Source organism: Pseudomonas sp. TWI923 (assembly GCF_039673365.1).
In the GTDB taxonomy this organism is placed as follows: Bacteria; Pseudomonadota; Gammaproteobacteria; order Pseudomonadales; family Pseudomonadaceae; genus Aquipseudomonas; species Aquipseudomonas sichuanensis.
In genome coordinates, this window is the sequence record NZ_JBDJLM010000105.1 from 1 (window position 1) to 12,583 (window position 12,583).

Below are 12,583 nucleotides of genomic sequence, written 5' to 3' on the forward strand. Positions count from 1 at the left end.
GAGGGCCCTGGTGCGCAGCACCCTTCGGCGTAGCCGAAGGCGCGAGATGTAGACTTGCGCAGCAAGTCGGAGGCCGCGCGGGCCCGGAAGACGCCGGAGCGAAGGGACCCGTAGCGCAGCGGAGGGCCGTATGAATGGAGCGAGCGGTTTTTGGTTACTTTTTTCCAAGAAAAAAAGTAACCCGCCGTAAGGGCGGAAAGGTGACTATGCGTCGACATCGCAAATGAATGCACATACAACTATATAAACCCACTCACCCCAAACAACTAGCAACTAGCAACTAGCAACTAGCAACTAGCAACTAGCAACAACATTACGAAATAGTAACTCAAGCCCATTGCCCCCACGCGATCCACAACGCGAAGCCCAACAACCCGTGGCGAGGAGCTTGAAGCCCCGTTGTCCCAGGCAGCCTAACCGCATGCATCGCGCTCCCCAAACATCCCAGCCCAAGACATGAACGAATCTTCATCTTCGCTGTGCGCCCCTGCCAGCAGGGCTCCACGCCCCTCCCCGGCGCTGCACGCCAGCCCCCGCCTTGAGCCCCGCCGCACGCCCGCGTAGCATCGCCGCCCCGCACGTATCGCCCTGACCGACCCGCCACTGCCCATGCCACAACCCATCCCCCTCAAGGACCACGAAACCGAAAAGCACCTGGTCAACCGCCGGTTGCTGGCCTGTGCCCTGCTGGTGTTCAGCCTGGTGGTGGTGCTGGTGGGCCGGCTCTATGTGCTGCAGGTGGTGCAGCATGACCAGCAGACCGCAGTGTCGGAAAACAACCGCGTGCACGTGCTGCCGATCCCGCCCGAGCGCGGGCTGATCTATGACCGCAATGGCGTGGTCCTGGCCGACAACAAGCCCAGCTTCAATCTGACCATGACCCGCGAGCGGGCCGGTGATTCGGCCAAGGTGCTCGACGCCCTGGCGCAGGTTCTCAACCTCGGCGAGGACGAGCGCCACCAGTTCGACAAGGACCTGCGCCGTGGCCGCAAGCCCTTCGAGCCGGTCACGCTGATGGTTGGCCTGAGCGAGGAACAGATTGCCCTGATCGCCGTCAACCAGTTCCGCCTGCCGGGGCTGGAGGTGGAGCCGCGGTTCATCCGCGAGTACCCGCTGGCCGAGCACTTCGCCCATTCGGTGGGCTATGTCGGGCGGATCAACGAGAAGGAAGCCAAAACCCTCGACAGCACCGAATACCGGGGCACCCAGTCGATCGGCAAGACCGGCGTCGAGCGTTTCTACGAACACGAACTGCACGGCCAGGTGGGTTACGAAGAGGTCGAGACCAACGCCCAGGGCCGGGTGATGCGCGTGCTGCGCCACCACGACCCGGTGCCGGGCAAGTCCATCGTGCTGAGCCTGGACGCCCACCTGCAGCAGGCCGCGGAAAAGGCCCTGGGTGACCGACGTGGCGCGGTGGTGGTGCTGGACCCGGCCAACGGCGACGTGCTGGCGATGGTCAGTAACCCCAGCTTCGACCCCAACCTGTTCGTCAAGGGCATCAGCTCCAAGCAGTACTCGGCACTGCGCGACTCGATCGACCGGCCATTGTTCAACCGCGTGCTGCGCGGCCTGTATGCCCCCGGCTCGACGGTCAAGCCGGAAGTGGCCATTGCCGGCCTCGACAGCGGCGTGATCACCCCCAGTAGCCGGGTGTTCGACCCCGGTTACTACGAACTGCCCAACTACGACCACAAGTACCGCAACTGGAACCACAGCGGCGATGGCTGGGTAGACATGTACACCGCGATCATGCGCTCCAACGACACCTACTTCTACGACCTGGCGCACAAGCTGGGCATCGACCGGCTGCATGACTACATGGCCGAATTCGGCCTGGGCCAGAAGGTCTCGCTGGACATGTTCGAGGAAGCCCCTGGGCTGATGCCGTCGCAAGCCTGGAAACGCGCCACCCGCCGCCAGGCCTGGTTCCCCGGCGAAACGCTGATCCTTGGCATCGGCCAGGGCTACATGCAGGTCACCCCGCTGCAACTGGCCCAGGCCACCAGCCTGCTGGCCAGCAAGGGCGCCTGGCACCGCCCGCACCTGGCGATGACCGTCGGCGGCCAGGCCCCCATCGACCCCAACCCTATGCCGGACATCGTGCTGCACGACAAGCGCGCCTGGGACCAGGTCAACCAGGGCATGCAAATGGTCATGCACGATGCCCGCGGCATCGCCCGCGCCTCCGCCGCCGGGGCCCAGTACCGCATCGCCGGCAAGAGCGGCACCGCGCAGGTGGTGGCGATCAAGCAGGGCGAGCGCTACAACCGCAACAAGACCCTGGAACGCCACCGCGACAATGCCCTGTTCGTCGGATTCGCCCCGGCCGACCACCCGGCCGTGGTGGTGGCGGTGATGATCGAGAACGGCGAGGCCGGTGGACGGGTGGCGGGGCCGGTGGTGCGCGAGGTGATGGATGCCTACCTGCTGGATGACCAAGGGCACCTGAAGGCGCAGTACGCGGGCAGTACTGGGCAAGCGGTTGTGCCTCATACCTAGGCCTACAGGCTTACCCCCATGCAGGAACGCCCTTGCCGGTCCGGCGCCCCGGCCAGGCCGCTCCTACAAGGGATAGCTTCCTGCGTATAATCGGCGCTTTTTCCGACGTCGATCTACCTCCATGAAAAGACTGTTGTACGCAGCATCCCTGTGCCTCGCTCTCATCCCCCCCGCCTTCGCCACCCCGCCGGCAACCTTCACCGAAGCCAAGGTCATCGCCAAGCAGAGGATCTACCTCGACCAGGCCAACAGCGCCCAGGGCGACCTGTACTGTGGCTGCAAATGGACCTGGGTCGGCAAGTCGGGCGGGCGCGTCGACCCGGCCTCCTGCGGTTATGAAACCCGCAAGCAGCAGAGCCGCGCCGAGCGCACCGAGTGGGAACACATCGTCCCGGCCTGGACCTTCGGCCACCAGCGCCAGTGCTGGCAGAACGGCGGCCGCGAAGCCTGCGTCGACAAGGACCCGGTGTTCCGCGCCATGGAGGCCGACCTGTTCAACCTCTACCCGGCCGTGGGCGAAGTGAACGGTGACCGCAGTAACTTCAACTACGGCATGGCCGCAGGCGTTGCTCCGCAGTACGGCCAGTGCACGACGAAAATCGACTTTCAGCAGAAAGCCGCCGAACCGCGTAACGAAGTCAAAGGCCTGGTGGCGCGCACCACCTTCTACATGTTCGATCGCTACCAGCTGAGCATGTCGCGCCAACAACAGCAGTTGCTGATGGCGTGGGACAAGCAGTACCCGGTAACCCCCTGGGAGAAGGAACGCGACCGCCGCATCGCGGCGGTGATGGGGCATTCCAATCCGTTCGTGACCGGTGAGCGCAGCTGGACACCGGGTTACAAACCAGCGGGTGCCGCCCCGGTGGTGACCGCCTCCGCGCAACCTGCCAAGCCCAGCCCGGCCAGCACGGCGGCACACGGTGCCGTGTTGGGCAACCGCAACAGCCAGGTCTACCACCTGGCCAGCGGCTGCCCGGGTTATGCGCAGGTGGCGGCGAAGAACCAGGTGGCATTCGACTCCGAAGCCGCGGCGCAGGCGGCCGGCTACCGCAAAGCTGGTAACTGCAAGTAGCACCTGCGCGGGCTCCCGGCACATCGACCGCCGGGAGCCTGCAGCGGTTTCAGCTTGACGTTTACGTCAAGCTCACTTTAGGTTAACGCTGATCCCACCCCCCGAGCATCAGCATGACCAGCCAGACCTACAGCATCTCCGACCTGTCCCGCGAGCTGGACATCACCACCCGCGCCATCCGCTTCTACGAGGAGCAGGGCCTGCTCAGCCCCGAGCGCCGCGGCCTGGAGCGCATCTACTCGGCCCGCGACAAGGTCACCCTCAAGCTGATCCTGCGCGGCAAGCGCATCGGCTTCTCGCTGGCCGAGTGCCGCGAGCTGATCGAGCTGTACGACCCCACGGGCGGCAACCTCAAACAGCTCAACAGCATGCTCGGCAAGATCGCCGAACGCCGTGCCCAGCTGGAGCAGCAGATGCTCGACATCCAGCAGATGCACCTGGAGCTGGACACCGCCCAGGAACGCTGCGAGCAGGCCCTGGCCGCCACCTTGAACCAGCAGCCCCACAACCGTTGACCTGCCACAGGAAGCCCGCCATGTCATTGCCCAAGAACGTCCGCCTGGTCGAAGTCGGCCCCCGCGACGGCCTGCAGAACGAAGCCCAGCCTATCAGTGTCGCCGACAAGGTGCGGCTGGTGGACGACCTTACCGACGCTGGCCTCGCCTACATCGAGGTGGGCAGCTTCGTCTCGCCCAAGTGGGTACCGCAGATGGCCGGCTCCGCCGAGGTGTTCGCCGGTATCCAGCAACGTGCCGGCGTGACCTACGCTGCGCTGGCGCCCAACCTGCGTGGTTTCGAGGATGCCCTGGCGGCGGGGGTGAAGGAGGTGGCGGTGTTTGCGGCGGCGTCCGAGGCCTTCTCCCAGCGCAATATCAACTGCTCGATCAGCGACAGCCTCAAGCGCTTCGAGCCGATCATCGAAGCTGCCCAAGCGCAGGGTGTGCGGGTGCGCGGTTACGTCTCCTGCGTGCTGGGTTGCCCTTATGAAGGGCGGATCAGCGCCGAGCAGGTCGCGCCGGTAGCCCGTGCCCTGCACGAGATGGGCTGTTACGAGGTTTCGCTGGGCGACACCATCGGCAGCGGCACTGCCGGCGACACTCGCCGGTTGTTCGAGGTGGTTTCAAGGCAGGTGCCACGCGAGCAATTGGCCGGGCACTTCCACGACACCTACGGCCAAGCGCTGGCCAACGTGTATGCCAGCCTGCTCGAAGGCATCGCGGTGTTCGACAGCTCGGTCGCAGGCCTGGGTGGCTGCCCCTACGCCAAGGGCGCCACTGGCAACGTTGCCACCGAAGACGTGCTGTACCTGCTGCAGGGCCTGGGCATTGAAACCGGCATAGACCTCGACCGCCTGATCGCCGCTGGCCTGCGTATCAGTGAGGTACTGGGCCGCGCTACCGGTTCGCGGGTGGCACGGGCACGCAGCGCGGGCTGAGTCACACCGGTGTCACATAAGTGTGGGTGGAGTGTTACCGCCCACACCGCCGGCAGCAAAAAATCGGGTAACAGGGAAACAAATCGACAAAATTTCAGGTGCCAGGTTTTTTCGAAAATCCTCAAACCATTGATTTTAAAGGATTTTAAAAAGTTGGCACGGCACCTGCTATATCTCTGGCACAACAAGAACAAAAAAATGCGACATCTAATAAAAACAACATGAAACGGTTCTGACATAACAAGAACAACACGGCAGAAGCGTAGCAAGCAGATTTTTTTGGAGTCGACGTGCTTTCCAGGGAAGCTTTCGCAGAAAAGCCCCGCAGCCTGACACAGAACAATAAAACTACCTGAAGGTAGCGACAGTCACGGTTGGATCACACACGTTGCATGAACGCAGGTCAGCGCTCAAAAAAATACGTTTGCTCTTGGCCCCGGGTAGGGGCCCCGCAGTACCGAGACAAAAGCCGACAAAAACAACAACAGGCCAGTCTCCAATAATAAAAAAAGAGCAGGCAACAACGCTTATGAGGGGAGCTTCGGCTCCCCTCAGTGCTTCCTGCCCTCCTCCTCGCTTTTCTCCTCGCTCACGCCCTCCACCTTGTCCACCAGCAGCGGCATCGTGCCCAGCACCAACAGCGCCAGCACCGTGCTGAGCAGCGCCGTGGCCTCGCGCCCCATGCCGGCGGCCGTGCCGATGGCAGCGGTCATCCACAGCCCGGCGGCGGTGGTCAGGCCCTTCACATGGCTGGTGTCCTGGCCGTGCCCCTTGAGGATGGTGCCTGCACCAAGAAAGCCGATGCCCGCGACAATGCCCTGGATCACCCGGCTCAGCGCCTGTTCGTCGGCCCCGGCCATGCTCGGGGCCAGCACGAACAGCGCCGCCCCCAGGGATACCAGCATATGCGTGCGCACCCCGGCCGCCTTGCCTTTGCTTTCGCGTTCGAAGCCCAGCACCGCGCCCAGCAGTGCCGCCATCAGCAGGCGCACGAGGATGCGGGTGATCTCCTGTTCGTCTGTGATGTCGGCGAATTCAGACTGAATGGTCGAGAGGATCGTTTCCATCGGATGTACTCCTGCACTTGCCTCATCGCGGGGCAAGCCCGCTCCCACATGTATTGCGCGAGCGCTGTAGGAGCGGCCTTGCCCCGCGACAAGGCCCTTACTGAAGCTGACCGCACCCTCCCCCAGGAGTGCCACCGAGCATAAAGTTGCAGCATCCACGCCCGGCCTGTGGTCACACCCTGTAACCGCCCCAGGAGGACCACACCATGCCCATCGAAGTCGACGAAACCACCCGCCACTGCACCCTGATCGGCGACCACATCCGCCTGGAAGGCACCGGCCCCGAGATCGAGATCGTCACCGACGAACAGCTGCGCATGTCGGTGGCCATCCTGGCCGGCGAACGCGTGCCCATCACCGAAGCCGAGGCCGACGCACTCACCGTCGCAGGTGCGGTGGATAGCCGCAGGCATCTGAAGGCCAGCGTCCCAGGCTCGGTAATCTAGGGCCTCGGGGCCTCGGAAGAGAATCTGATACGGTTTTTATCGCGCTAGGTGAGTCTGTGCTGCAAACAGATCGGGGGCCATAGTGCCCAGGCCTGATCGAGGCCTGATGAGCGATGAACCATGAGTGACAGAATCCCCTTCCGAGTCATCGAGATTGCCCCCGCCGCCGTCAAAAAGAGCAAAAGCCAGCCGGACGGCGGCATCCACACCCGCAGCTTCAGCGGTTTCTACCGCAACCTGCGGATTACCTTTGCCGGCGCGCTGTTCCTGCTGTTCTTCGGTATCGCCTGGCTGCAGTGGGACGACCGCCAAGCCGTGTTGTGGGACCTGGCCGACAGCAAGTTCCACATCTTTGGCGCGACGTTCTGGCCGCAGGATTTCATCCTGCTCTCGGCGCTGCTGATCATCTGCGCCTTCGGCCTGTTCGCCATCACTGTGTTCGCCGGCCGCGTGTGGTGTGGCTACAGCTGCCCGCAGAGCACCTGGACCTGGCTGTTCATGTGGTGCGAAAAGGTCTGTGAAGGCGACCGCAACCAGCGCATCAAGCTGGCCGCCGCGCCCTGGAGTATCAACAAGCTCGCCCGGCGCAGCCTGAAGCACACATTGTGGCTGGGCATCGGCCTGCTCACCGGGCTGACCTTCGTTGGCTACTTCACCCCGATCCGCCCGCTGGCCGCCGAGCTGTTCAGCCTGGAGCTGGGCGGCGTGGCGCTGTTCTGGGTGCTGTTCTTCACCGGCGCCACCTACATCAATGCCGGCTGGCTGCGCGAGGCGGTGTGCATGCACATGTGCCCCTATGCGCGCTTCCAGGGTGTGATGTTCGACAAGGACACCCTGGCGGTGGCCTACGACCCCAGCCGCGGTGAAGCCCGTGGCCCGCGCAAGAAAGGCAGCATCCCCGGCGAACAGGGCCTGGGCGACTGCATCGACTGCACCCTGTGCGTGCAGGTCTGCCCCACCGGCATCGATATCCGCGACGGCCTGCAGATGGGCTGCATCGGCTGCGCGGCGTGTATCGACGCCTGTGACGAGGTCATGGACAAGATGGGCTATGCCCGCGGCCTGATCGGCTACAAGTCCGAGCACAACCTGCAAGGCGGCACCACCCAATGGCTGCGCCCGCGCCTGCTGGGCTATGCCGCGGCGCTGGTGGTGATGATCGGCGCGCTGGTCGTGGCCCTGCAACTGCGCCCCATGGTGTCGATGGACGTGATCAAGGACCGCGGCCTGTTCCGCGAGAACGCCCAGGGCCAGATCGAGAACATTTACCTGCTCAAGATCATCAACAAGACCAGCGAGCCGCAGCACTATCGCCTGCGCCTGGTCGACGCCGACGGTTTCGAGCTGCATGGGCGTACCGAGTTCAGCATCGCCGCCGGCGAGATGAGCGAGCTGCCCGTGTCGGTGGCACTACTGGCCGACCGCCCGAGCAGCAGCTCGCAGGAGCTGACCTTCGAGCTCCAGGACAGCGACCAGCCTGGGGTGCGCAGCATCGCCCACAGCCGCTTCGTCGCGCCGATGAACCGCTGATCCCTTACACTGCCCATGACCTTGCCCGTGCAGAACACCATGAAACGCTATGAACGCTTCGCCGACGACATTGCCGAACTGATCCGCACCGGGGTGCTTGGCCCCGGCCAGCGGGTGCCCTCGGTACGCTATGCCAGCCAGACCCACGGGGTCAGCCCGTCCACGGTGTTCCAGGCCTACTACCTGCTGGAACGCCGCGGCCTGATCCGCGCCCGGCCGCGCTCGGGCTACTTCGTCAATGCCCACGCCCCGCGCCCGTTCAATGAACCACAGGTGCAGGCGCAGGCCACCGAGTCCACCGATGTGGACGTCAGTGGCCTGGTGTTCTCAATCCTCGACTCGATCAAGGACCCGCACACCGTGCCGTTCGGCTCGGCCTTCCCCAGCCCCGCGCTGTTCCCCCTGCAACGCCTGTCCCGCTCCCTGGCCAGCGCCAGCCGGGCCATGGACCCGCGCATGGTGGTCACCGACCTGTCGCCGGGCAACCCGCAACTGCGCCGGCAGATCGCCCTGCGCTACATGGTCGGCGGGCTGATGCTGCCGATGGAGGAGCTGCTGATCACCAACGGCGCGCTGGAGGCACTCAACCTGTGCCTGCAGGCCGTGACCCAGCCGGGCGATCTGGTGGCTATCGAGGCACCGGCTTTCTATGCCTGCCTGCAGGTGCTCGAACGCCTCAAGCTCAAGGCCGTGGAAATCCCGGTGCACCCGCGCGAAGGCATGGACCTGGCGGTGCTTGCCCAGACCCTGGACAAGCACCCGGTGAAAGCCGTGTGGTGCATGACCAACTTCCAGAACCCGGTGGGCGCGAGCATGCCCGAGGCGAAGAAGCAGGAGCTGGTCGAACTGCTGCGCCGCCACCAGGTGCCGCTGATCGAAGACGACGTCTACGCCGAGCTGTACTACGCACAGCAGGCGCCCAAGCCGGCCAAGGCCTTCGACACCGAGGGCCTGGTGATGCACTGCGGCTCGTTCGCCAAGAGCCTGGCCCCGGGCTACCGCATCGGCTGGGTGGCCGCCGGGCGCTTCGCGCAGAAGATCGAGCGGCTCAAGCTGATGACCTCGCTGTGCGCCTCGATGCCAGCCCAGGCGGCGATCGCCGATTACCTGCAGCACGGCGGCTACGACCGCCACCTGCGCAAGTTGCGTTACGCCCTGGAGGGCCAGCAGGTCAACATGCTGGCGGCCATCGCCCGGCACTTCCCGGCCCAGACCCAGGTCAGCCATCCTTCCGGCGGCTACTTCCTGTGGCTGGAACTGCCCGAGCAGATGGACGCGCTCAAGCTGTTCCACATGGCGCTGGCGCAAGGCATCAGCATCGCCCCGGGGCCGATCTTCTCGCCGACCCGGCGCTTTGGTAACTGCATCCGCCTCAACTACGGCAGCCCCTGGGGCGACGGCGCCGAACAGGCCATGGAGACCCTCGGGCGCATCGTGCGCTCGTTCTAGCGGCGCGCGGGTCGGCAGGCTACAGTGGCGCCAAGCCCGACGCTGGACACCTGCATGCCCGACCGCAACCTGCCCGCCCTGCAGCAAGAGCTGCAGGCGCTGCGCCAACGCAACGCCGAACTCGAGGCGCGTCTCGAGCAGCAGGCGCACGCCGATGACGATCTGTACCGCTTCCTGTTCGACACCATGGACGAAGGTTTCTGCGTCATCGAGTTCTTCGATGGCCCGCACGGCCCGCTCAGCGACTACGTGCATATCCTTGCCAACGCCGCCTACGCCCGGCATGCCGGCATCCCCAACGTGGTCGGGCAGAAGCTGCGCGAAATGGTGCCGGACGAAGCCGATGGCTGGGTCGCCCGCTACGGCGAGGTGCTGCGCACCGGCCAACCCTTGCAGTTCGAGCAGGAACTGGTGGCCACCGGGCATGTGCTGTCGGTGACCACATTCCGCATCGAACCCGCCGAGAAACGCCAGGTAGCAGTGCTGTTCAAGGACGTGACCGAGCGCCGCCGCGCCGAGGATGCCTTGCAGCAGCTCAATGAACATCTCGAACAACGTGTCAGCGCGGCCCTGGCCGAGCGCGGGCTGTTCGCCGAACTGGTCGAGCGCAGCGTGGCCAACGTGCATGTGCTTGATACCGACCTGCGCTGGCTAGCCATCAACCAGCAGGCCCAGCGGGACTTTCACCGCCTGTTCGGCAGCACGCCGAAGGTAGGTGACAGCCTGGCGGACTTGATGCGCGAGCACCCCGATAGCCTGGCCGAAAACCTGCGCCTGTGGCAACGCGCCCTGGCCGGGGAAACCTACGTGCAAACCACCGCCTTTCCCGAGGGCGCGAAGACAAGCTATTTCGAGCTGCACTTCAGCCCAATCCACGCCCCCTCGGGCAGCATCATCGGTGCCCACCTGTTCGCCTACAACGTCACTGAGCGGGTATCCGAACAGCAGCAACTGCTCAAGGCCGAGGAAGCCCTGCGCCAGGCACAGAAAATGGAAGCGGTGGGCCAGCTCACCGGCGGTATCGCCCACGACTTCAACAACCTGCTGGGCGGCATCCTCGGCGCCCAGGAGCTGGTGCGCCAGCGCCTGGAACAATCGCGCCCGGATGAAATCCCCGGCCTGCTCGACACCGCCAGCAATTCGGCCCGCAGCGCCGCGGCGCTGGTCCATCGCCTGCTGGCGTTCTCGCGGCGCCAGACCCTGTTGCCCCAGGCGACGGCGGTGGGTGCCCTGGTGCAGACGATGGAAGAACTGATCCGCCGCAGCGTCGGCCCGGCCATCCAGCTCAGCGTCCACTGTACCGATGACCTGTGGCCCACCTTCATCGACCCGCCGCAGCTGGAAAGCGCGCTGCTCAACCTGTGCATCAACGCCCGCGACGCCTTGCCCGCCGGCGGCCTGATCGACATCCACTGTGCCAACCAGCTACTCGACGAGGAACGTGCCGCCCTGCTCGACCTCCCCGCCGGCGATTACCTGTGCCTGAGCGTGCGCGACAACGGCCGCGGCATGCTCCCGGAGGTGGCGGAGCGCGCCATCGACCCGTTCTTTACCACCAAGCCCCTGGGCCAGGGCACCGGGCTCGGGTTGTCCATGGCTTACGGTTTCGTGCGCCAGTCTGGTGGCCAGTTGCTGATCCACTCGCAACCGGGGGCGGGCACGCGGGTCGAACTCTTCCTGCCGCGGCATTTCGAAGCACCCGTGGCGAGCCAGCAGCCAGCGAGGCCCGACGACAGGGCTCACCACCAGGGTGCGCAAATCCTGCTGGTCGAGGACCAGGCCGCCTTGCGCCTGGTGATAGGCGAAGTGCTCGAAGAGTTCGGCCATCGGGTGCACAGCGTGGAGAACGGCGCGCAAGCCCTCGAGGCCATGGCGCGTGGGCTCTTGCCGAACTTGCTGATCAGCGACATCGGCCTGCCCGGAAGCCTCAATGGCCGGCAGGTGGCCGAGGCGTGTCGAGCCCGGCATGCGGATCTGCCGGTATTGTTCATCACCGGTTACGACGAAAGCGCGGCGCACAGCGACGGCGTGCTGCCGCCGCGTACGGCGGTGCTGCTCAAACCGTTCGAACTGGGCGACATCGCCGACAAAGTGGCCGAACTGCTCGCACTCGGCTGACTCAGCGCCCACCGCCCAGGTCGATGAAGCTGCCGGTGGAGTAGGACGCCTTGTCCGACAGCAGCCACAGGATCGCCTCGGCGACTTCCTCTGGGCGGCCACCTCGCCCCATCGGCAGGCCGGGCTCGAGCTTGGCGACCCGGTCCGGGTCACCGCTCAGGGCGTGGAAACCGGTGTGGATGTAACCGGGGCGCACGCCGTTGACCCGCACGCCCTCGCCGGCCACCTCCTTGGCCAGGCCGACCGTGAAGGTGTCCAGCGCGCCCTTGGACGCGGCGTAGTCGACGTATTCGTTGGGCGAGCCCAGGCGCGCCGCTACCGACGACACATTGACGATCGCCCCGCCCTGCCCGCCGTGGCGGCGCGACATGCGCAGCAGCGCGTGCTTGGCGCACAGCATCGGCCCGACCACGTTGGTTTTCATGATCTTGAGCAGGCGGAACTCGGACATGCCCTCGACCCGGCTCTGCTGGCCGATGGTGCCGGCGTTGTTGACCAGTGCGGTGACCGGGCCGAGTTCATGGTCGACGCGCTGGAACAGCTGCGCCACTTCGTCCTCGACACTGGCATCGGCGCGCACCGCAATGGCGCTGGCGCCAAGTTCGCGAACCTGCGCCAGCACCGCTTCGGCGGCCTGGTCGTCGGCGTGGTAGTTGATGCAGATACGGTAACCCTGCTGCGCCGCCAGCAATGCGGTGGCGGCGCCGATGCCCCGGCTGGCGCCGGTGATGACGATGACCTTGTCCATGAATCGGTCCGGATGACTGGAAAAGGCCTACGAGATTAGGGGAAAAGCGTTGAGCGGAGCAATGGTGATGGCGTGGAGGCGGCCAGGCGCATGGCGATGAATTTGCAGCGCCTATGAGATCGAGCGCCGCCCGCGCGGCGCATCGCTGGCAAGCCAGCTCCCACATCTGTTTCGGGCCAGTTACTCCTGTTGTTTCATCGCTGTACGCCTTGT

Annotated in this window: 10 protein-coding genes; 8 read left to right on the forward strand and 2 right to left on the reverse strand. The window is 65.2% G+C overall.

The genetic code is table 11. From position 1 onward, the window contains the following. Positions 1–609 precede the first annotated feature (609 nt). The 4 genes from mrdA (at position 610) to ABE459_RS24185 (ending at position 5,012) form a co-directional block, all read left to right on the forward strand. Entirely contained in the window at positions 610–2,502 is a 1,893-nt protein-coding gene (gene mrdA, locus ABE459_RS24170) for a penicillin-binding protein 2 (RefSeq protein ID WP_323833916.1), read from the forward strand. Positions 2,503–2,623: 121 nt separating this feature from the next. Further along, positions 2,624–3,577: an endonuclease gene (locus ABE459_RS24175; protein ID WP_323833914.1), complete on the forward strand. Its 954-nt coding sequence runs from the start codon at positions 2,624–2,626 to the stop codon at positions 3,575–3,577. A gap of 113 nt (positions 3,578–3,690) precedes the next feature. Continuing rightward, positions 3,691–4,092, forward strand: a complete 402-nt coding sequence (locus ABE459_RS24180) for a MerR family DNA-binding transcriptional regulator (RefSeq protein WP_110994597.1) — start codon at positions 3,691–3,693, stop codon at positions 4,090–4,092. 20 nt (positions 4,093–4,112) lie between these two features. Continuing rightward, positions 4,113–5,012 (forward strand): hydroxymethylglutaryl-CoA lyase, encoded by a 900-nt coding sequence (locus ABE459_RS24185; RefSeq protein ID WP_125463739.1) that lies wholly within the window; start codon positions 4,113–4,115, stop codon positions 5,010–5,012. A gap of 551 nt (positions 5,013–5,563) precedes the next feature. On the opposite strand, the gene ABE459_RS24190 is transcribed toward ABE459_RS24185, so the two are convergent. Beyond that, positions 5,564–6,079, reverse strand: coding sequence for an MgtC/SapB family protein (locus tag ABE459_RS24190; RefSeq protein WP_279847729.1), 516 nt, complete (start codon positions 6,077–6,079; stop codon positions 5,564–5,566). 206 nt (positions 6,080–6,285) lie between these two features. Between ABE459_RS24190 and ABE459_RS24195 the strand changes: the two genes are divergently transcribed. The 4 genes from ABE459_RS24195 (at position 6,286) to ABE459_RS24210 (ending at position 11,622) form a co-directional block, all read left to right on the forward strand. After that, positions 6,286–6,525, forward strand: a complete 240-nt coding sequence (locus ABE459_RS24195) for a DUF3203 family protein (RefSeq protein WP_110994600.1) — start codon at positions 6,286–6,288, stop codon at positions 6,523–6,525. Between the two features lie 120 nt (positions 6,526–6,645). Continuing rightward, the gene (gene ccoG / locus ABE459_RS24200; RefSeq protein WP_346648155.1) at positions 6,646–8,055 is read left to right on the forward strand and encodes a cytochrome c oxidase accessory protein CcoG; all 1,410 of its coding nucleotides are present in this window, start codon (positions 6,646–6,648) and stop codon (positions 8,053–8,055) included. A 39-nt stretch (positions 8,056–8,094) separates the two neighbouring features. Beyond that, on the forward strand, positions 8,095–9,504 hold the full coding sequence (gene mapR / locus ABE459_RS24205) for a GntR family transcriptional regulator MpaR (RefSeq protein ID WP_323833910.1): 1,410 nt from the start codon (positions 8,095–8,097) through the stop codon (positions 9,502–9,504). 54 nt (positions 9,505–9,558) lie between these two features. Further along, the gene (locus ABE459_RS24210) at positions 9,559–11,622 is read left to right on the forward strand and encodes a PAS domain-containing protein (protein WP_323833908.1); all 2,064 of its coding nucleotides are present in this window, start codon (positions 9,559–9,561) and stop codon (positions 11,620–11,622) included. Position 11,623: 1 nt separating this feature from the next. Here the strand turns inward: ABE459_RS24210 and ABE459_RS24215 are convergent, their stop codons facing one another. After that, on the reverse strand, positions 11,624–12,370 hold the full coding sequence (locus ABE459_RS24215; RefSeq protein ID WP_125463734.1) for an SDR family oxidoreductase: 747 nt from the start codon (positions 12,368–12,370) through the stop codon (positions 11,624–11,626). Positions 12,371–12,583 lie beyond the last annotated feature (213 nt).

Excerpts from the sequence above, each read along its gene's own strand:
- mrdA (WP_323833916.1), top strand. The coding sequence starts at position 610 with ATGCCACAACCCATCCCCCTCAAGGACCACGAAACCGAAAAGCACCTG.
- ABE459_RS24175 (WP_323833914.1), top strand. The coding sequence starts at position 2,624 with ATGAAAAGACTGTTGTACGCAGCATCCCTGTGCCTCGCTCTCATCCCC.
- ABE459_RS24180 (WP_110994597.1), top strand. The coding sequence starts at position 3,691 with ATGACCAGCCAGACCTACAGCATCTCCGACCTGTCCCGCGAGCTGGAC.
- ABE459_RS24185 (WP_125463739.1), top strand. The coding sequence starts at position 4,113 with ATGTCATTGCCCAAGAACGTCCGCCTGGTCGAAGTCGGCCCCCGCGAC.
- ABE459_RS24190 (WP_279847729.1), bottom strand. The coding sequence starts at position 6,079 with ATGGAAACGATCCTCTCGACCATTCAGTCTGAATTCGCCGACATCACA.
- ABE459_RS24195 (WP_110994600.1), top strand. The coding sequence starts at position 6,286 with ATGCCCATCGAAGTCGACGAAACCACCCGCCACTGCACCCTGATCGGC.
- ccoG (WP_346648155.1), top strand. The coding sequence starts at position 6,646 with ATGAGTGACAGAATCCCCTTCCGAGTCATCGAGATTGCCCCCGCCGCC.
- mapR (WP_323833910.1), top strand. The coding sequence starts at position 8,095 with ATGAAACGCTATGAACGCTTCGCCGACGACATTGCCGAACTGATCCGC.
- ABE459_RS24210 (WP_323833908.1), top strand. The coding sequence starts at position 9,559 with ATGCCCGACCGCAACCTGCCCGCCCTGCAGCAAGAGCTGCAGGCGCTG.
- ABE459_RS24215 (WP_125463734.1), bottom strand. The coding sequence starts at position 12,370 with ATGGACAAGGTCATCGTCATCACCGGCGCCAGCCGGGGCATCGGCGCC.